General features: G+C 70.0%; 16 protein-coding genes. 7 read left to right on the top strand and 9 right to left on the bottom strand.

Features of this window, described 5'->3' with window-relative positions:
• Positions 1-60: 60 nt before the first annotated feature.
• Positions 61-810: a trehalose-phosphatase gene (gene otsB, locus A2790_RS20955; RefSeq protein ID WP_293395950.1), complete on the bottom strand. Its 750-nt coding sequence runs from the start codon at positions 808-810 to the stop codon at positions 61-63.
• A 136-nt stretch (positions 811-946) separates the two neighbouring features.
• Here otsB and zwf point away from each other — a divergent pair, with 136 nt between their 5' ends.
• The gene (zwf, locus tag A2790_RS20950) at positions 947-2,410 is read left to right on the top strand and encodes a glucose-6-phosphate dehydrogenase (protein WP_293395947.1); all 1,464 of its coding nucleotides are present in this window, start codon (positions 947-949) and stop codon (positions 2,408-2,410) included.
• A 5-nt stretch (positions 2,411-2,415) separates the two neighbouring features.
• Here zwf and A2790_RS20945 read toward each other — a convergent pair whose 3' ends face one another.
• From A2790_RS20945 to A2790_RS20935, 3 genes are all read right to left on the bottom strand, one after another.
• A complete protein-coding gene (locus A2790_RS20945) occupies positions 2,416-4,305 on the bottom strand; it encodes a glycoside hydrolase family 15 protein (protein ID WP_293395944.1) in 1,890 nt (629 codons plus the stop codon).
• Positions 4,306-4,401: 96 nt separating this feature from the next.
• On the bottom strand, positions 4,402-6,555 hold the full coding sequence (locus A2790_RS20940) for a glycogen debranching N-terminal domain-containing protein (RefSeq protein ID WP_293395941.1): 2,154 nt from the start codon (positions 6,553-6,555) through the stop codon (positions 4,402-4,404).
• Positions 6,556-6,581: 26 nt separating this feature from the next.
• The gene (locus A2790_RS20935) at positions 6,582-7,631 is read right to left on the bottom strand and encodes a glycosyltransferase family 4 protein (protein WP_293395938.1); all 1,050 of its coding nucleotides are present in this window, start codon (positions 7,629-7,631) and stop codon (positions 6,582-6,584) included.
• Positions 7,632-7,782: 151 nt separating this feature from the next.
• Between A2790_RS20935 and pgl the strand changes: the two genes are divergently transcribed.
• From pgl to A2790_RS20915, 4 genes are read left to right on the top strand one after another with little or no spacing between them, the layout of a single operon-like run.
• The gene (gene pgl / locus A2790_RS20930) at positions 7,783-8,442 is read left to right on the top strand and encodes a 6-phosphogluconolactonase (RefSeq protein ID WP_293395935.1); all 660 of its coding nucleotides are present in this window, start codon (positions 7,783-7,785) and stop codon (positions 8,440-8,442) included.
• 5 nt (positions 8,443-8,447) lie between these two features.
• The gene (gene edd / locus A2790_RS20925) at positions 8,448-10,259 is read left to right on the top strand and encodes a phosphogluconate dehydratase (protein WP_293395933.1); all 1,812 of its coding nucleotides are present in this window, start codon (positions 8,448-8,450) and stop codon (positions 10,257-10,259) included.
• Positions 10,259-11,230 (top strand): glucokinase, encoded by a 972-nt coding sequence (gene glk / locus A2790_RS20920; protein WP_293395930.1) that lies wholly within the window; start codon positions 10,259-10,261, stop codon positions 11,228-11,230. Before edd ends, glk begins: the two co-directional genes overlap by 1 nt.
• Positions 11,227-11,484, top strand: coding sequence for a hypothetical protein (locus tag A2790_RS20915; protein WP_293395927.1), 258 nt, complete (start codon positions 11,227-11,229; stop codon positions 11,482-11,484). The genes glk and A2790_RS20915 overlap by 4 nt, the downstream gene beginning before the upstream one ends.
• An 8-nt stretch (positions 11,485-11,492) precedes the next feature.
• Here the strand turns inward: A2790_RS20915 and A2790_RS20910 are convergent, their stop codons facing one another.
• From A2790_RS20910 to A2790_RS20900, 3 genes are read right to left on the bottom strand one after another with little or no spacing between them, the layout of a single operon-like run.
• Entirely contained in the window at positions 11,493-12,317 is an 825-nt protein-coding gene (locus A2790_RS20910) for a hypothetical protein (RefSeq protein WP_293395924.1), read from the bottom strand.
• 2 nt (positions 12,318-12,319) lie between these two features.
• The gene (locus A2790_RS20905) at positions 12,320-13,102 is read right to left on the bottom strand and encodes an enoyl-CoA hydratase/isomerase family protein (RefSeq protein WP_293395921.1); all 783 of its coding nucleotides are present in this window, start codon (positions 13,100-13,102) and stop codon (positions 12,320-12,322) included.
• Positions 13,099-14,265: an acyl-CoA dehydrogenase family protein gene (locus tag A2790_RS20900; RefSeq protein WP_293395918.1), complete on the bottom strand. Its 1,167-nt coding sequence runs from the start codon at positions 14,263-14,265 to the stop codon at positions 13,099-13,101. Before A2790_RS20900 ends, A2790_RS20905 begins: the two co-directional genes overlap by 4 nt.
• 158 nt (positions 14,266-14,423) lie before the next feature.
• Between A2790_RS20900 and A2790_RS20895 the strand changes: the two genes are divergently transcribed.
• Together A2790_RS20895 and A2790_RS20890 are read left to right on the top strand one after the other, a co-directional pair.
• Positions 14,424-15,149: an IclR family transcriptional regulator gene (locus A2790_RS20895; protein ID WP_293395915.1), complete on the top strand. Its 726-nt coding sequence runs from the start codon at positions 14,424-14,426 to the stop codon at positions 15,147-15,149.
• Positions 15,150-15,158: 9 nt separating this feature from the next.
• Positions 15,159-16,376: a CoA transferase gene (locus tag A2790_RS20890; protein ID WP_293395912.1), complete on the top strand. Its 1,218-nt coding sequence runs from the start codon at positions 15,159-15,161 to the stop codon at positions 16,374-16,376.
• Between the two features lie 155 nt (positions 16,377-16,531).
• Here A2790_RS20890 and A2790_RS20885 read toward each other — a convergent pair whose 3' ends face one another.
• A complete protein-coding gene (locus tag A2790_RS20885) occupies positions 16,532-17,155 on the bottom strand; it encodes a hypothetical protein (protein WP_293395909.1) in 624 nt (207 codons plus the stop codon).
• A 150-nt stretch (positions 17,156-17,305) separates the two neighbouring features.
• Complete coding sequence (locus tag A2790_RS20880; protein WP_293395907.1) at positions 17,306-18,544, bottom strand: MFS transporter; 1,239 nt, start codon at positions 18,542-18,544, stop codon at positions 17,306-17,308.
• Between the last annotated feature and the right edge of the window lie 137 nt (positions 18,545-18,681).

The raw sequence follows: 18,681 nt of genomic DNA, 5'->3' as shown, positions 1-18,681 counted from the left end.
CGCTCCGTCCGGGGGCTTCAGAGGACCGCGTAAGCGCTGCGAAGCCGTGGCCTGCCAGGGTCATCGCGCCGCCTCCAGCCAGGCAAGCACGTCCTCGACGTTGCGCAGGCCGAACCGTGCGTGCGTGCGCCGCGGAGGACCGACCAGAACGCCGAAGCCACCCAGGCGTGCGACCTCCGCGAAGCCATGCTCGTCCGTTGCATCGTCGCCAGCGAAGACGGGATGGGCGCCGCGGAAGATGGGCGTGTCCATGAAGTCGCGGATCGAATCGCCCTTGGACGGCCCAGGGGTGCGAAGTTCCTCGACCATGTCGCCCTCCTGTAGGGTGAGGCCGGTGTCGGCCGCAATGCGACGTGCGAGCTCGCGAGCGGCGAGGGAATGGTGGCGGGCGAGGCGGAAATGCAGGGCCACGCTGGCCCCCTTGTCCTCCACGAGCAGGCCTGCGTCGCGGGCGGCGAACCTCCGCAGGGCGGCGATCGCCTGATCCATGGCGGGATGGGGCGCCGGCGTGTGGAGCCGGCCGTCGCAGTCGCGCCGCACCAGGCCATGGACTCCCGAGGCACAGACGATGCGCCCCTCCAGGATCCGGTCGATATCTTCGAGGGTGCGACCGCTCACCACGGCCAGCCGCCCCCCCAAACCCTCCTGCAGGCGTTCCAGAAGGCGCGTGCGGCGCGGATCGGGGCGCACGTCCTCCGGCCGCGCAGCGATAGGCGCCAGCGTGCCGTCAAGGTCGAGGAACAGCGCCGCCTCCTCCAGTCGGAGAGGCGTCGGCGCAGGCAAGTTCACGGTAAGGGTATCAATCGACATATCGCTCCACCCACAGATGCAAACGCCGCTGACGCCGTTTCGATCCTGCAGCGCACAAATGTGAACGGGCGGGGCCGCGGGCCCTTGACCCGGACCGTGACGCGCGGTGGTCTCCGGCGCTCGACAAGGAGGCCCCATGCCCGCAACGCCGCAGGCTGACGCGATCGTGCTGTTCGGAGCAACCGGCGACCTCGCGCGAAGGATGCTGCTGGCGTCGCTCTATTTCCTCGACGCCGACGGCTTCCTTCCGAACGGCTTCCGGATCGTGGCCACCGCCCGCGCCGAACTCAGCCGCGAGGCGTTCCTGGAGCAGACCCACGCCAACCTGTCGGAGCGCCCGGAAGGCCTGGACGAGACGGTCTGGAAGCGGTTCTCGGAGCGGCTGGACTACGTCGGCGCCGACGCCACCACGGCCGAGGGCGCGGCCAAGCTGAAGCCGGCGCTGGAAGGCGCCAAGCGGCCGTTCTTCTACCTGGCCATCTCGCCCAGCCTTTACGAGAAGGTCTGCGTCGCCCTGGCCGCCGCAGGGATCGCCACCGACGATACGCGCATCGTCCTGGAAAAGCCGATCGGCCGCGATCTCGAGACTTCGCGTCACATCAACACCTCGCTGGGGGTGGTGTTCGACGAGAACCAGATCTTCCGCATCGACCACTACCTGGGCAAGGAGACGGTCCAGAACCTGCTGGCCCTGCGCTTCGCCAACACCCTGTTCGAGCCGCTCTGGAACAACCTGACCATCGACCACGTGCAGATCACCGTGGCCGAGACCGAGGGCGTCGGGACGCGCTGGCCCTACTATGACGAGTACGGCGCCCTGAGGGACATGCTGCAGAACCACATGCTGCAGCTTCTCTGCCTGGTGGCCATGGAGCCCCCGGCCGACATGGAGCCAGACTCCGTCCGGAACGAGAAGGTGAAGGTCCTGCGATCCTTGCGCCGGTTCACCCGTCAGGACGTCCAGGAAAAATCGGTGCGCGGCCAGTACACGCCCGGCGTCGTCGGCGGGAAGTCCGCCGACGGCTATGAGGCCGAGCGGGGCCAGAAGACGGGCACCGAAACCTTCGTGGCCCTGCGCGCCGACATCGACAACTGGCGCTGGGCGGGGGTGCCGTTCTTCCTGCGCACCGGCAAGCGGATGCCCGAGAAGCGAACCCAGATCGCCATCCAGTTCAAGCCGGTGCCGCACTCCATCTTCGGCAGCGCCTCCACCCAGGACCTGGCGCCGAACCGCCTGGTGATCGATCTGCAACCCGACGAGGACATCAAGCTCAGCCTGATGAACAAGGCGCCGGGCCTCAGCAAGGGTGGCATGCGGCTGCAGTCCCTGCCCCTGTCGCTGTCGCTGCTGCGCACCTACGAGGGCGCAGGCGGGCGGCGGCGGATCGCCTACGAGCGCTTGCTGCTGGACGTAATCCAGGGCGACGCCACCCTGTTCGTCCGCCGCGACGAGGTGGAGGAAGCCTGGCGCTGGGTCGACGGCGTCGCCGACGCCTGGGCCGAAGCCGGCCAGTCGCCAAAGCCTTACGCCGCCGGCAGCTGGGGCCCCTCCGGCGCCTTCGCCCTCATCGAACGCTTCGGCCGCGACTGGTCGGACTGAGCCCGTTAGCGGATCGACTGCCAGCTCTTCGACAGCAGGTTGGCGCAGTTGATCAGGCCGACCAGGGAGTAGGTCTGCGGGTAGTTGCCCCAAAGCTCCCGCCCGTCGAGGGTGATGTCCTCGGACAGGAGGCCGGCGGCCGTGCGGCGGCCGAGCATCTCCTCGAACAGCGTCCGGGCCTCGTCGGTGCGGCCTGACAGGTGCAGCGCCTCGATCAGCCAGAAGGTGCAGAAGTTGAACGCGGTCTCCGGCAGTCCGAAGTCGTCGGGGATGGCATAGCGCAGCATGTAAGGTCCCCGCCGCAGCCCGTGTTCGACCGCCGCCATCGTCGCCTGCATGCGCGGGTCGTCCGCGGGCAGGAACCGCACGTCCACCATCTGGAGCAGACTGGCGTCCAGCCCATCGCCTTCGAAGGTGGCGGCGAAGCGCCCCTCGGCCTCGTTCCAGGCGCGCCGCTCGATGGTTTCGCGGACCTGCGCGGCGCGGCCGTTCCAGTAGTCGGCGCGGTCCGCCAGGCCCAGCTTCGCCGCCGCGTTGCCCAGCCGGTCGCAGGCCGCCCAGCACATCACCGACGAATAGGTGTGCACCGCCTCGCGGCCGCGGAATTCCCAGAGGCTGGCGTCGGGCTTGTCGTGCAGTTCGAAGGCGCGCTCGCCGATGGGCTCCAGAGCGCGGAAGTCGTCGACGTTGGCCGGCCGCAGCAGCCGTTCGTCGAAGAAGGCCTGGACGGTGGAGAGCACGATCTGACCGTAGACGTCGTGCTGCAGATGCTCGTGCGCCTGGTTCCCCACCCGCACCGGGCCGATCCCACGATAGCCGGGCAGGTGCGGGGCGATCCATTCGGTGAGCACCGGCTCCAGGCCGACGCCATAAACCGGCTGCACATGGCCGGCCTTGCCGTTCGGGGTTCCCGCATAGGCCATGCCCGGTAGCTCAGGCTGCGCCGCCGGCGCCCCGCTGGGGTTCATGTCGCCGCGGCTCGCCTGGTCCACCAGGTTGCGCAGGTAGACCAGGTAGTTCTCCAGCATGTCGGCGGCGCCCAGCCGGTTCAGCGCCTGGACGACGTAGTAGGCGTCGCGCAGCCAGCAGTATCGGTAGTCCCAATTGCGCCCCGCTCCCGGCGCGGCGTTGTGCTCCGGTAGCGAGGTGGTGAGGGCGGCGACGATGGCGCCGGTCTCCTCGTAGGCGCACAGCTTCAGGGTGATGGCTGCGCGGATCACCGCCTCCTGCCACTCCAGCGGCACCGTGAGTGTCCGCACCCAGCCGCGCCAGTAGTCGGTCGTCTCGCGCAGCATCCGCGCGGCGGTGGTCGAGACCTCGGCGTCCAGCCCCTCGTCGGGGCCGAGGAAGAGGCCGATCGGCTCCTCCAGGCGGAAGGCCCGTTCGGCGATGATGTGGCTGACCGGGGCGTCGGTGGTGAGCCTGAGCGTCACCTCCGCGCCCACGTAGCGGATGTGGTTGGACCCGGCCGTCGTGTAGCACGGCCGCTCCCCATAGTTCATCATCGGCCGAAGGCGGATCCGGACGCGGGGCGTCCCGCGCAGGGGGCGGACGATGCGCACGAAGGCCAGCGGCCGGTACTGGCGGCCGAGGTGCCGGTAGCGGGGTGAAAAGTCGATGATCTCCACCGCCGCGCCGTCGGCGTTGCGAATCTCGGTGCGCAGGATGGCCGTGTTGCGCAGGTAGCCCTGCACCGTCTCGACAGCGCCCTCCACCTCGATCGACCACAGGCCGCAGGCGTCGGGGGCGCCCGGGTCCTTCCCCCCCAGCAGGGCCGAAAAGAACGGGTCGCCGTCCACCCGCGGCGCGCAGGCCCAGACATAGCGTCCGGCCCTGTCGATCAGGGCGCTGGCCGTGCAGTTGCCGATCGGGAACAGGTCCAGGTTCTGGCTCAAGACCCATTCCTCCTGACGATACGCACGGTCCGCAAGCAGGCCCCTCCGTCTGCTGGTCGACACTGAAACGCAGCTGGGGCCGCTTTTGCTCCCGCCTCAGCTATACCGCACGCGCAGCCGCGGTCCGCGGCTGTTCGAGTGCACGGCGATGCGCCCATCCTGGCGCTCGAACGTCAGGTCGATGCCGCCGTCCGCCACCTGCAGGTCGGTGACGGCCAGGCGATCGATGCCGACGGGCAGGTGCGGATCGCGGATTTCCACCTCGGCGCCTTCTCCGCTGATCGACAGGCCCAGGCACGCCTGCAACAGCATGAAGACCGACCCCGCCGCCCACGCCTGGGGAAGGCAGGCCACCGGATAGGCCACGGGAGGCTCGCCCGCCGCGCGCGGAAAGCCGCAGAACAGCTCCGGCAGGCGCATGTCCAGCTGGGTGGCCGCTTCGAACATCGCGCCGGTCAGCTTCACCACGCCCGCCCGCTCGCCGTAGTAGGAGAGGCCCAGGGCGGCCAGGGCCGTGTCGTGCGGCCAGACCGAGCCGTTGTGATAGGACATCGGGTTGAAGCGCTGCTGCTCGATGGCTAGGGTTCTCAAGCCCCAGCCGGAGAAGAGGTCGCTGGAGAACAGCTGCCGCGCGACCTTCTCCGCCCGATCCGCGCGCGGCAGTCCCGTGAACAGCAGGTGTCCGGGGTTGGACGACACCACCCGGCAGAGCTCGTTGTGGCCGTCCAGGGCGATGCCGTAGAAGCCGTGCTCCGGCATCCAGAAGCGGTCTTCGACCACCTTGCGCAGCGCCGCGGCCCGCCCGCCCCAGCGCTCGGCGGCGTCGGAATCGCCGCGCCGGGCCGTCAGGGCCGCCATGGTCCGGTAGGCGGCGTAGGCATAGCCCTGCACCTCGACGAGGGCGACCGGCCCCTGCGGGAAACGCCCGTCGGCGTGGAAGATGGAATCGCCGGAATCCTTCCAGCCCTGGTTGGTCAGGCCGCCATCCATCGCCCGGGCATAGGAGATCAGCCCCAGGGGATGCTTGTCCGCCATCATGGTGATCCAGCCGGCCGCGCGCTCCAGCGCGGGCCACCAGCGATCGAGCTGGGCGTAGTCCCCCGTACGTTCCGCGTAAGCGCCGGCAAGGGCCACGAACAGGGGCGTGGTGTCGACACCGCCGTAGTAGCGGCCGAACGGCACCTCGCCGAGGGCCGACATCTCGCCGCGCCGGGTCTCGTGCATGATCTTGCCGGGCTCGGAATCGCGGAACGCCGAGGTCTCCGTCGCCTGCCACTCGGCCAGATACGACAGGACGCCCTTGGCCAGGCGTGGCTCGAACCACAGGATCTGCCAGGCGGTGACGATGCCGTCGCGCCCGAAGCAGGTGGAGAACCAGGGGATGCCCGCGTAGGGGTAGGGCCCCGTCTTCATCGGCGTCGCCAGGAGGGCCAGGTCGGCTCGCGACTTGTCGATCCAGGCGTTGAACAGCCGGCCATTGGTGGAGATCCGCGCGCCCTGGCGTCGGCGCTCGCGCATGGCGAAGCGCGCCCGGGCGGCCGCGGCGCGGAAGCGGTTGCGCGACGGCGGGTCGGCCTCGCCGGCTCCCACCTCCACATAGATGTCCCGGCATTCGTCGGTCTCGAGCGAGATGTCGAAGTGCGCCTCGCCCGCCGTGAGGGAATCTGGAGTGTCGGACAGCGACACCACGCTGGCGCGCGCCACCCGGTCCAGGCCCTCGTAGCGGAAGCGTACGCAGCGCTCGCCGATCTCGGGCGGGAACAGCCGCCCCCGCGCCCGCCGCCGCGCCCCGCGCACCTCGAACATGTCGCGGAAGTCCGCGGCGAAGCGCAGGACCAGCGGCAGGCTCATTGGGTTGGGACTGTAGTTAGTCAGCCGGATCCGTTCGTAAAGCCGCTCGTGCCACAGGAACCGCTTACGCTCGATGTGCACCACCCCCGGGGGACCGGCGGGGCCTGCGGGGGCAGGGATCGCGCGGTTCAGGCCGTGCGAGGTGAAATAGACGTTGTCCTGGCTCACGGCCCCCGACAGCAGGGTGGGCGAGCGGTCGCCAAGCGTGACCTCCCATCGCGACAGGATGCGGGTGTCGTGGTGGAACAGGCCATCGGCCGCCCCGGCGATGTCGCCGTGGCTGTCTGCGACGATGAAGGTGTCGCGGTCCTTGAGCGCATAGAGGCGCTGCGGAACGCGCGGTTCCTCGATCTCGCCCCATTCGACCGGCGCTTCAGGGGCCGGCGCCATGTCGTTCATCGTCTGCTCCTGCCGCTATCCGGCGTTCAGGCCGCCTCCGTGAGAGGCGCGCTCTGGGGGAGGCGCTGGTAGATCTCCAGATAGCGGCGAGCCATGGCCACCGCCGAGAACCGTTCCTCAAAGCGCGCCCGAATTGCGCGCCGGTCAAGTTCCGGAAGCCGGAAGACCGCGTCGCGGGCCTCGGCCTCGGATCGGACGATGAAGCCCGTCACACCATCCTCCACGACTTCGGGGACGGACCCGTTTTCCCACGCGATGACCGGCGTTCCGCACGCCATGGCTTCGATCATCACCAGGCCGAAGGGTTCCGGCCAGTCGATCGGGAACAGCAGGGCGTCGGCTCCGCCGAGAAATGCCGACTTCTCCGTGTCGCCGATCTCGCCGACGAAACGGACCAGCGGATTGTGCAGCAGGGGCTCGATCGTCGCGTCGAAATAGCTCCGGTCGGCGTTGTCGACCTTGGCCGCGATCCGCAAGGAGCGTCCGGCGGCGGTGGCGATCGCGATGGCCCGGTCGGGGCGCTTCTCGGGCGAGATGCGGCCCAGGAAGGCGAGATAGCCCTGGCCGCGCGGGCTGAAGCGGTAGAGCTCGGTCGACATGCCGTGATGCACGGTCGCGGCCCAGTTCCCGAAGGGCAGGGGCCGCCGCTGGTCGTCGCTGATCGACACCAGGGGAAACTGCGGCCAGCGGCGATAGACTTCGGGCAGGTCCTTCAGGTCTAGACGGCCGTGCAGGGTGGTGATGGTCCGCTCGGCCATGTCCTCGAACATCGGAAACTGGATCATGTCGGTGTGGAAGTGGATCACGTCGAACTCGGCGGCCCGGCGCCGCACCTCGTAGAGTTGGGTCAGGTGGGCCGCGAGGTCGGACTTGAGGGGCGCAGGGTCCAGCCGGATGGCCTGGTCCCGCACCGGCGCCAGCGTCGCGAGGGTCTGGGCGTCGGCGCTGCTGAAAAGCGTGACGTCGTGGCCGAGGCCCACCAGGGCGTCGGTCAGGTGCGCGACGACGCGTTCGGTCCCGCCGTACAACTTGGGCGGCACGGCTTCGTAGAGGGGAGCGACCTGGGCGATGCGCACGGCACGTTTTCCTTCGCGCCACCCGCATCCGCAGACGGCGCCTGACATCCGGTGGTAGGACGCAGGTCGACCCGGTCAGGTTCCATTGCGCGGACGAAATGCTGCGATCGATGGGCGCCGCGGACGCGCGCGGCGCGTTATGGAAGCAGGCATGATCGAGACCTATTCCAACGGAGCCGTTCTGGCGGACGCCGCCGCCCACGCCGTGCATGCCCAGTTGGCCGCGGCCCTGCGCACCCATGGCCGTGCGGGCCTGGTGGCGACGGGCGGCCGCTCTCCTGGCCCGGTCTACGATCGCCTCGCCGCGGCCTCGCTGGACTGGACGCGCGTGATTGTGACCCTGTCGGACGAGCGCTGCGTGGCGCCCGACGACCCCGCTTCGAACGCCCGCCTCGTGCGCGAGCGTCTGTTGAGGGGGGCAGCGGCCAAGGCGCACCTGCTGCCGCTGTGGCCGGAGCCCGAGCCGGCCGCCCTGGCTGCGCTGCAGCCCTTCGACGCCCTCATGCTGGGCATGGGCGAGGACGGGCACATCGCGTCTCTGATCCCGGGCGACCCGGGGTTGGAAGATGGCCTGACCACACCGGAACTGCTGCGCCGCGTGCCGGAGGGGCTGGGCAAGCCCCCAGTCGCCCGGGTCACGCTCACCCTGTCGGCCCTGGCGAACGCACGCGCCATCTTCCTCTTGATCGCGGGTGAGGCTAAGCGCGGGGTGATCGGGCGCGCTCTGGCGGGTGAAGACCTGCCCGTCGGACGCCTGATCTCGCAAGCCAAGGCGCCCATCCGCATCTTCTGGACCCCGGACCGAGGTTGAAACCCATGCATCCTGTCACCGCCGAGGTCACCCGACGGATCGTGGAGCGCAGCCGCGCCAGCCGCGCCGACTATCTGGAGCGGATGGAGGCCGCCCGCCACGCCGGTCCCGGCCGCGGCAAGCTGTCCTGCGCCAACTGGGCCCATGCCTTCGCCGCCTCGCCCGACGGCGACAAGCTGCGCATGCGCGATCCCGCCGCGCCGAACGTGGCCATCGTCTCGGCCTACAACGACATGCTCTCGGCCCACCAGCCGTACGAGCGGTTCCCCGCCATCATCCGCAAGGCCGCCCACGAGGTGAAGGCGACCGCCCAGTTCGCCGGCGGCGTCCCCGCCATGTGCGACGGCGTCACCCAGGGCCGGCCGGGCATGGAGCTGTCGCTGTTCAGCCGCGACGTGATCGCCATGTCGACGGCCGTGGCCCTGACGCACGACGCCTTCGACGCGACGCTGATGCTGGGCATCTGCGACAAGATCGTGCCGGGCCTGTTCATCGGCGCCGCCGCCTTCGGACACCTGCCCACCATCTTCGTGCCCGGCGGGCCGATGACCTCGGGGATCTCCAACTCCGAGAAGGCCCGGGTCCGCGGCCTCTACGCCGAGGGCAAGGCGACCCGCGAGGAGCTGCTCGACAGCGAGATGAAGAGTTACCACGGCCCGGGCACCTGCACGTTCTACGGCACAGCGAATTCCAACCAGATGATGATGGAGATGACCGGCCTGCACCTGCCCGGCGCGGCGTTCATCAGCCCGAACACGCCCCTGCGCGACGCCCTGACCGCGGCGGCCCCGAAGCGGGCGGTGGAAATCCGCGACGGCGGCAACGACTACACGCCCTTCTCCGCCGTGATCGACGCCAAGAGCCTGGTGAATGCGATCGCCGGCCTGCTCGCCACCGGCGGCTCGACCAACCACACCCTGCACATCCTGGCCATGGGCCGCGCCGCCGGCATCCAGATCGCCTGGGAGGACTTCCACGACCTGTCGCGGGTCACGCCGCTACTGGCCCGGGTCTATCCCAACGGGTCCGAGGACGTGAACGCCTTCCACGCGGCCGGTGGTATGGCCTTCGTCACCCGCACCCTGCTGGACCACGGCCTGGTCCACGACGACGTTCGTACGGTCGCCGGCGCGGGGCTGCGCCGCTACCAGCAGGAGCCGTTCCTGGACGACGGCAAGCTGGTCTGGCGCGAAGGTCCGGCGGCCAGCCTGAACCGCGACATCCTGCGCCCTGCCGACGACCCGTTCGAGGCCGAAGGCGGCCTGCGCGTCCTCACCGGCGGCCTCGGCCGGGGCGTGATCAAGACCTCCGCCGTGAAACCGCAGCACCGCATCGTCGAGGCGCCCGCCCTGGTCTTCGAAGATCAGGACGATCTCCTGGCCGCCCACAAGCGCGGCGAGCTGAACCGGGACTTCGTCGCCGTGGTCCGCTTCCAGGGGCCCCAGGCGAATGGCATGCCCGAGTTGCACTCCCTCACCCCGCCGCTCGGCGTACAGCTCGATCGTGGGTTCCAGGTCGCGCTGGTCACCGACGGCCGCATGTCGGGCGCCAGCGGCAAGGTCCCGGCGGCCATCCACGTCACGCCCGAGGCGGCGGTGGGCGGCCCCCTGGCCTATGTCCGCGATGGCGACGTCATCCGCCTCGACGCCGAGGCCGGGACGCTGGAAATCAAGGTCGACCCGGCCGAGCTGATGCGCCGCGAGCGGGCGGTCTGTCCCCCCGCCGGCCACGGCTACGGACGCGAGCTGTTCGGCTGGATGCGCCGTGCGGCGGGTCCGGCGGACACCGGCGCCTGCGCGCTCTTCGAGGCCGCCTGATGAAGGGTCATTGGGTCGGGCTGGTGGGCGACGTCGGCGGCACCAACGCCCGCTTCGCCCTGGTGGACGGGCAGGGCCACATCCGCAATCCCCGCAGCTTTCCGTGCAAGGACTATCCCAGCCTCGACGCCATCGTCGGCGAGTACATCGAGACCACCGTGGGCCGAAAGCTGCCGCCGCGGGCGGTGATCGCGGTGGCGGGCCCGGTGCTGGACGGCGAGATCGAGTTCACCAATCTCGACTGGCGGGTCTCGGAGGGCGACCTCCTGGCGCACTTCGGGTTCGAAGCGGTCGAACTGATCAACGACTTCGCGGCCCAGGCCCTGGCCTGCCCGCTTCTGGAGGGCCAGGACCTGCGTCCGCTGGGACCGGCGCTGCCGAAGGGCCCTCACGACTGCCCGATCGTCGCCCTGGGCGCGGGCACCGGCTTCGGCGTCGCGGCCCTGGTGCGCAGCCAGCGCGGCGACGTGGCGATCGCCACCGAGGGCGGGCACGCGGGCTTCGCGCCGTCGGACGAGGTCGAGGTCGAGGTGCTGAAGCGCCTGATGGCCAAGTACGAGCGCGTCTCCATCGAGCGGCTGCTGTCGGGCCAGGGTCTCTACGATCTCTACGTGGCCCTCGCCGACCTGCGCGGTCAGGCCGCGGTGCTGCCGGACGAGATGGCGGTGACCAGGGAAGGCCTGGTGGGGGACCCGCTGGCCGGGGAGGCGCTGGACCGCTTCGGCGGCATCCTCGGCGAGGTAGCCGGCGACCTGGCCCTGACCTTCGGCGCCCGGGGCGGTGTGTTCATCTCGGGCGGCATCGCCCCGCGCATCGCCGAGCGGCTGGCGTCGGGGGCGTTCCGCACCCGGTTCGAGGACAAGGGTCGCCTGTCTGATTATGTGGCCGCGATCCCGACCTACCTCGTGCTCCACCCCTATCCCGCCATCGTCGGCGCGGCGCGCGAACTCGAGCAGATGGAGCGGCTGTGAGCGCGACGCCGGAACAGCTCCGCTGGATCGTGGCCGCCCGGGCCAAGCCCGGCGATCCCGGCGCCGCCGTTGTCAGCGTGCTGGGTCGCAACGCCCTGATCCCGGAGCTGGCCTTCGACATCGCTGTCGACTGGCATCCCGGCGCGGAGGCGCCTGACGTCGAGGGCCGGGCGCTCGTGATCCTGTCGCTGCTGTTCAAGGAACTGGCCGCGGAGTGCGAGCGGGCGGCGGGCGAGCGATTCGCCCAGGGCTGAGGCTTCGGTCAGCAGGCGGGGGGCGCGCCCAGGCGCCGGATCGCCACGGTCTCCTCCTGGGAGCCGCCCGGCGCGCGGGTCACCCGCCGCTCCTCCAAGGTGAGGACCCGGCCGTCGCCGATCGCCAGCTCGGCCTTGCTGACCGTGGCGCGCACGACGCCCGCCGCCTCGCGGTTGGTCTGGCGCTCCAGGCCGACGACGCAGCCCGGCCGGGCGACGCGGACGTCCAGCGTGGCCTTCGACGCGGTCGGGTCGGCCAGGGCGGTCAGGCCGAGCGGCAGGGCGCCTTGCGGCTCCATCATGGCGAGGATGATCACGTCGCCCAGCACCATCTCCTGCGCCGCCGCGAGGGGTGGGTTCGCCATGCGCTCGTGGATCAGCGCCCGCACCGGGTCGGCGGCGGGCAGGGCGGCGTCCACCCGGGCCAGCAGCCGGGTCCTGTATTCGGGCCAGTTCTCCACCGCGACGATGCGGCCATGCTGGATACGGAAGTCGAGGCTGCCGCCCACCGCCGCGTCCATCGCCGCGCTCATCGAGGCGCCGCCGCTGTCCTCCAGCCGTCCCTCGCGCAGGGTGTAGCGCAGGCGCTGGCCGTCGGACGCCTCGCCGAGCACCTCCAGGTCGAAGGTCAGGGTGTTGCTCTGGGTCTGCCCGCCCTGGTCGTCCTTCTGCACGAACCGCGTCTCGCTGCGGTAGCGATAGACGTCGCCCGCCGCCTCGGGCCGCGTGCGCAGCTGCACCGTGGGGCGACCGCCCGGATCGACCAGCGCCTGGGCCCCCGCGGGCGGAGCCGCCGCGAGGCCGAGCGCCAGGGCGGCCAGGGCGGCGCGCATCGTCACCGCCCCACGAAGTTCCCGGGACGCCGCTCGGCGACCGACCGGACGCCCTCGGCGAAGTCCTCGGTCGCCCGGAGCAGCGCCTGCTCCTCGTGCTCGACGCCGGTCTGCGCCTTCACCGCGGCGGCCAGGCCAGCCCGGAGGGTCTTGCGGGTCGCCAGCACCGCCAGCGGCGCGTTCTCGGCGATTTCGCGGGCGAGCCGCAGAGCCGCGTCGCGCAGCTCGGCCATCGGGACCACCTCGTCGACCAGACCCCAGGCGAGGCCCTCCTCCGCCTTGATCCGCCGCCCGGTGAGGAACATCAGCGCCGCGCGCTGCTGGCCGACCAGCCGGGGCAGGGTGTGCGTCAGGCCGAAGCCGGGGTGGAACGACAGCTTCACGAAGTTGGCGGCGAACCGCGCCTCGGGGGCCGCGATCCGGAAATCGGCCACCAGCGCCAGGCCCAGGCCCGCGCCCACGGCCGAGCCCTGGACCGCCGCCACGATCGGCTTCTGGACCGAGAACAGCCGCACGGCTTGGTCGTAGAGGGCGTTCACCCCCTCCATGCTGCTGGCGACCTTGTCGGTGGGCGAGGCGAAGTCGGCGCCGCCCGAGAAGGTCCTGCCCTCGCTCTGCAGCACGATGGCGCGGACGTCGTTCGACGCATCGGCCGCCTCCATGGCGTCGGCCAGGTCGGCCATGAACTCCACCGAGACGAAATTGTGCGGCGGCCGGTCCAGCGTGACCACCGCCACATGCCCGTCCAGCGCGACCTTCACGTGGTCGCCGAAAGTCGTCTTCATCGTCTCGTCCCCAACAGGTTCCTGGCCACCACCCACTTATGCACCTCGGTAGGGCCGTCATAGATTCGCATGGTGCGCAGCTTCGCCTGCATGAGCTGAAGCGGTAGTTCCTTGGTCATACCCATGGCGCCGAAGGCCTGCATGGCCCGGTCGACCGTCTCATAGGCCATTTCGGTGGCGTACCACTTGATCATGCTGATCTCGGAGCGGACGTCACGCCCGCTGTCCAGCTTCCAGGCGCAGTCGTAGGTCATCAGCCGCGCCGCATGGATCTTGGTCGCCGCCTCGGCCACCCAGAACTGGATCGCCTGGCGCTCCGAGAGCGGCATGCCGAAGGTCTTCCGCTGGGGGGCGTACTCGATGACCATGTCCAGCGCCCGCTGGGCCATGCCGATGGACCAGGCCGCCATCTGGATCCGCCGGGTGCCCAGGCGCACCTGCATGGGTGCGAACCCGGCCCCCTCCTGACCCAGCAGTTTCCAGCCCTCGACCCGGCAGTCCTCCAGGGCGATCTCGTAGGTGTACTGCCCCCCCACCATCGGGATGCGCCGCAGGACGTTGAAGCCGGGCGTGCCCTTGTCGACCAGGAAGGCGCTCATCCCGCCGCGGGCGCCCTTCGCCTTGTCGGTGACGGCCATCAGGATCGTGAAGTCGGCGTCCTGAGCCCGCGTGATCCAGATCTTCCGGCCGTTAATCACCCAGTCGTCGCCGTCGCGGACCGCCGAGGTGGTCATGGCGGCGGGGTCGGATCCCGCCCCAGGCTCGGAAATACCGATGGCGGACACGGTCTTACCGGCCACGTAGGGGGCCAGGTAGGCCTCGCGCTGCCGGTCGTTCACCGTGGCCATCAGCATCCGCAGGTTCGGGCTGTCCGGCGGCAGGGTGTAGGGCGTAACGCAGCGCCCGATCTCCTCCTCCACGCCGACCATCGCCAGCATCGGCAGGTCGGACCCGCCCACGTCCTCCGGCGCGTCCAGGCCGAACAGGCCCAGCTCATGGGCCTTGGCGTCCAGCCGCTGCTGGTCCTCGGGGGGCAGGTAGAGGCCCTTGCCCTCGGCCTCGCGGGCCATGACGGCGGCCTCCAGGGGCATGAGCTCGTCGCGAACGAACTTCTGCACCAGGTCCTTGAGCATCCGGTGCTCTTCCGAGAGCTCGAAATGCATGGCGCCTCCCCTTCGGTCCTGTTTTCGGGCCATTGAACAGGCCTCGGCGAAGGGATACTAGCTCTATAGACAATCGCCCATATGTGGATCGAATTTCCATATATGTGGATCGAATTGCCTCGTATCTGGACCAAGGGGCTTCTGTGGCCGAAGGAGCGGTGAAGTCTGCGCAGCGGGCGCTGGAGATCCTGGAAGTCTTCGCGCGCCAGCGCCGTCCCCTGGCCTTGAAGGAAATCCTGGAGGAGCTGGGCTACCCCACCTCCAGCGGTTCGGCCCTGATGAAGTCGCTCGTGGCCCTCGGCTACCTGGACTACGACCGCGAGCGGCGGACCTATTTCCCGACCATGCGGATCGCGGTGCTGGGAAGCTGGGTGCCGGCGGCCCTGTTCGGCGAAGGCCCGTTGCTGTCCGCGCTGGAGGACCTCCACCGCAAGGTGGACGAGACGGTGGTGCTGGCGGTGCAGAGCGACCTGCATGCCCAGTATGTCCACGTCATACATTCGGCCGAACCGCTGCAGTTCCGCGCCCCGCCGGGCACGCTGCGCCCGCTGGCGCGCTCGGGGATGGGCCTGGTCCTGCTGTCCGCCAAGAAGGACGCCGAGATCGAGCGGCTGCGCCGGCGGATCAACGTGTCCGGCGACGGCGCCATGCAGTCGCGCGAGGAGCTGATGGCTCGGGTCAACGAGGTCCGCGCCCGGGGCTACGCCTTCTCGAAGAACAGCATCTCGCCGGGCCTCGGCATCATCGGCGCGGCCCTGCCCAAGGGCCCGTTCGGGCGGGTGGCCGCGGTGGGCGTGGCCGGCCGGGTCGCACGGCTGGAAGAGAAACAACAGGCGATCGTGGCCGAGCTCCAGGCCATGATCGACCGGCTGGAACACACGTAGAGGGAACGCATGACCGCCAAGACCATGGGCTCCAAGCCGACCGGGCCGCTGGCCGGCATCCGCATCCTGGACCTGACCAGCGTGGTCAACGGCGCCTACGGCACCCAGATCCTGGCCGACCAGGGCGCGGACGTGATCAAGGTGGAGGACCCCGGCTCGGGCCGCGGCGACGGCGGCGACATCATGCGCTGGGCGGGCCACCTGCCCGAGGGCGCGCCCCGGGGCATGGGGCCGATCTTCCTGACCATCAACCGCAACAAGCGCTCGGTGCTGGTGGACATGAAGTCCGAGGCCGGCAAGCGCGCCATGCGCCGGCTGATCAAGTCGTGCGACGTGCTGGCCTCCTCGGTCCGCTACGAGGGCATGAAGCGGCTGGGCCTCTCCTACGAGGAGGTGGCCGCGATAAAGCCGGACATCGTTTTCGTCCACGCGGCCGGCTACGGCTCGGACGGGCCCTATGCCGGTGAGCCGGCCTATGACGACCTGATCCAGTCCGCCTCGGGCTGCGCCGACATCCTGGGCCGCACGGACGGGCAGCCGACGCCGCGCATCCTGCCGACCCTGGTCGCGGACAAGGTCTCGGGCCTGTTCCTCTCCCAGGCGGTCACGGCCGCCCTGCTGCACCGGGAGCGGACGGGCGAGGGCCAGTTCGTCGAGGTCCCGATGTTCGAGTGCGTGACCAGCTTCCTGCTGGTGGAGCACCTCTACGACCACACCTTCCAGCCGCCGACCGGCCAGTGGGGGTATCAGCGGGTGATCAACCCGAACCGCAAGCCGTACAGGACCAAGGACGGCTACATCGGCCTGCTGCCCTACACCGACAAGCAGTGGGACATGTTCTTCCAGGCGGCCGGCTATGGCGACCTGATCCAGTCCGATCCGCGGTTCGCCGACTACGGGACCCGGGCCAAGCACATCCAGGAACTCTACGGCCTCATCGAGAAGGCGGCGGCCACCAAGACGACCCAGGAGTGGCTGGATATCCTGAAGCCCCTGTCGATCCCGGTGGTGAAGACCAACACCCTGGACGAGTTGCCGGACGACCCGCACCTGAAGGCGGTCGATTTCTTCGAGGGGTACGAGCATCCGGACCTGGGCGCCTATCGCCTGATGAAGCCGCCGGTGAAGTTCTCCAAGACCCCCTCCAACATCCGCCGCCACCCACCCAAGCTGGGCGAGCACACGGATGAGGTGCTGGCCGAGGTGAGCGCGGGCGAGGAGGCCTGAACGGCCGGAGCCCCGCGCGCCGCAGGCGCTCTCGTTGAAACCGCAGAAAACGCAGAATGACGCCGAAGGCGCAGCAGGCACGGCCCGCTTCCGCGTCATTCTGCGTTTTCTGCGGTGAGGTCTTTCGGGCGCTGACGCGCCGGGGCCCGGCGTCGTCAGCCCGAGTTCTGCGGTGGGGGCTCCGGCGGGGCGTCGGCCGGTGGCGAGGCCGTGTCGTCCGGCGGATCGTCGTGGTTGTCCTCGTCGGGGACAGGGGGCGGCGCGGGCGGGTCGGGCAGGTCGCGCCAATTGAGTGCGGCGTCTTCCGAAAGGCCCATTTCCTGGCAGAGGCGGGCGATGTGATCGTCCAGCGGCTCGGCGCAGAAGTCGTCACGCACGCAATCGGAGGCGATGCCCTCGTCCAGCATCTCCTCCAGCCAGGCGGCGGACTCGTCGTCCTCGACCTCGTGCCAGATGACGCGGGTGACGGCGTCGCGCACCGCCGAGATACGCCGGGAGAGTTCGGCGCCGCCCGGCTTGCGCGGCGGCGCGGCCGCCAGCGCCCGCTCGGCCTCGCGCGCGTCCTGCGCCTGCTGGCGGACCAGCCGCGCCTCCAGCGCCACGCACTGGCGCACCGAGCGCGAGACGGTGTGGAACGCCTTCACCGCCTCCATCCGCTCGGCCGGCGTCTCGGCGCCTTGCGCGTCCTCGAACGTCTGCTCAGCCAGCGCCAGCCCCAGCTCGGTCAACCGAGCCAGGACGCGCGCATGCCGTTCGGCCATGTCGGGCGGGGCGGGCATGAACGAAAAAGGAACATGAGGTGGCGCGGAAAGCAAGGTTTGGTGGGCGGGGGTGCGTCCTCTTCTGACGTGACCCCGAAACACGCCTGCGGCGCAATTCGGACCGAGCCTTTGCCCACTTGGCAAGGACTCGAGCCCTCCTCAGGCGGCTCATTCACCGACCGCAGGCGCGCCCGCCTCCGCGGATCTCGCAAGGGGCAAGCGTCGCCGCGGGATATAGAGCACGAGCGCGATGAGGATCGCCGCGGCGGCGACGCCCGCTGCCGTCGGCCATCCGAGTGACGACACGATGGGTCCGCCGGCTGCGGCGCCGAGGCTCCCCCCCACGAAGTAGATGACCATGTAGGTGCTGTTCAATTGCGCGGGCCGCAGGGGGTCGATGTTCAGCACGCGGCTTTGATTGGCAACCTGCGCACCGAAGAGTCCGGCGTCGAACAGCGCCAGAGCGATGAGCAACAGGGGCGCGAGACCCAGCGCTGGCGTCATTGCCAAGGTGCAGGCAAGCGCCAGCGCAAGACCGCCCAATACGATCGGGCGGGCGCCGAAGCGGTCCGCCAAACGGCCAGCCAACGGCGTCACGGCCATCCCGGCGGCCCCCGCGAGCGAGTAGAGCCCGACCATCGTCGGGGACAACCCATGAGGGGGTAGGGAGAGCGCCAGAGAGACGCCAACCCAGACGAGACTGAAGGCGAAAAACCAGAGCGCCCCGGCCGCTGACGTGACCAAGAGGTCCGGATGGGTGCGCAACAGCCGAGGCGCAGACAGAAGCCCGGACAGCCACGACCCCGACTGGCGTTCGATGTGCCGGGGAAGTACCGCCCGGCCGACCACGGCGCAGAGCACGCAGGCCACCGCGACCAGGAGAAGCATGGCGCGCCACCCCACAAGGTCGGTAAGGCCGCCGCCGATCATTCGGCCAAAGAGGATTCCCGCGGATATGCCTGCCGTGACACAGCCCAGGGCGCGGCCCTGGCGGTCGGGTGGCGAGTGCTTCGCCGCAAGCGTGCTCATTTGCGCCCCGGTGCTGGCGCAGACTCCGGACAGGAAGAGGCCCGTTCCGAAGACGATCACGGTATTCGCGACCGACGTCAGGAGCAGCGCCCCGGCGAGGGCCACAAGCTGTGCGGGCACCAAGACGTAGGCCCGGACGCGATCAACAAGCGGGACCAGCAGGGCCAACCCCAACATGTAGCCAAGGATTGGCAGGCCCGCAGCGGCGCTGGTGGTGGAGAGCGACGCACTCAAGTCTGCCGCAATGACGCGAATCTCCGGCTGAACCGTGTAGCTGGTCGAGGTCGCCACGGCGGCGGCTGAGGCCAGGAACAGGATGTTGCCGGCGTTCAGGTGTGTCGGCCGCGGGGCGGCGCTGTCTTTTCGGAAGTCGGGCATGGCTCCGAACTACCGCTGCGCCGGCCGCGCATCTCGCGCATTCCGGACCCCGCCAGAGCAGTCCAAGGAAGCTTGAGGTGCAGACGGAGGTCTTGGGACTGAGATGGCTGGTAGCCCCTGCCGGACCACCTTTGCCC

It is taken from the genome of Phenylobacterium sp. RIFCSPHIGHO2_01_FULL_69_31 (genome assembly GCF_001824475.1).
Lineage (GTDB): Bacteria > Pseudomonadota > Alphaproteobacteria > Caulobacterales > Caulobacteraceae > Phenylobacterium.
Note: the sequence above shows the minus strand (reverse complement) of the source record. Positions and strands in the feature narration are given on the sequence as shown.

What these genes read in the sequence shown, in the direction of transcription:
- A2790_RS20890 (WP_293395912.1), top strand. Translation starts at nt 15,159, where the DNA reads ATGACCGCCAAGACCATGGGCTCCAAGCCGACCGGGCCGCTGGCCGGC.
- A2790_RS20880 (WP_293395907.1), bottom strand. Translation starts at nt 18,544, where the DNA reads ATGCCCGACTTCCGAAAAGACAGCGCCGCCCCGCGGCCGACACACCTG.
- A2790_RS20900 (WP_293395918.1), bottom strand. Translation starts at nt 14,265, where the DNA reads ATGCATTTCGAGCTCTCGGAAGAGCACCGGATGCTCAAGGACCTGGTG.
- pgl (WP_293395935.1), top strand. Translation starts at nt 7,783, where the DNA reads ATGATCGAGACCTATTCCAACGGAGCCGTTCTGGCGGACGCCGCCGCC.
- otsB (WP_293395950.1), bottom strand. Translation starts at nt 810, where the DNA reads ATGTCGATTGATACCCTTACCGTGAACTTGCCTGCGCCGACGCCTCTC.
- A2790_RS20885 (WP_293395909.1), bottom strand. Translation starts at nt 17,155, where the DNA reads ATGCCCGCCCCGCCCGACATGGCCGAACGGCATGCGCGCGTCCTGGCT.
- glk (WP_293395930.1), top strand. Translation starts at nt 10,259, where the DNA reads ATGAAGGGTCATTGGGTCGGGCTGGTGGGCGACGTCGGCGGCACCAAC.
- A2790_RS20940 (WP_293395941.1), bottom strand. Translation starts at nt 6,555, where the DNA reads ATGAACGACATGGCGCCGGCCCCTGAAGCGCCGGTCGAATGGGGCGAG.
- zwf (WP_293395947.1), top strand. Translation starts at nt 947, where the DNA reads ATGCCCGCAACGCCGCAGGCTGACGCGATCGTGCTGTTCGGAGCAACC.
- A2790_RS20905 (WP_293395921.1), bottom strand. Translation starts at nt 13,102, where the DNA reads ATGAAGACGACTTTCGGCGACCACGTGAAGGTCGCGCTGGACGGGCAT.
- edd (WP_293395933.1), top strand. Translation starts at nt 8,448, where the DNA reads ATGCATCCTGTCACCGCCGAGGTCACCCGACGGATCGTGGAGCGCAGC.
- A2790_RS20910 (WP_293395924.1), bottom strand. Translation starts at nt 12,317, where the DNA reads ATGCGCGCCGCCCTGGCCGCCCTGGCGCTCGGCCTCGCGGCGGCTCCG.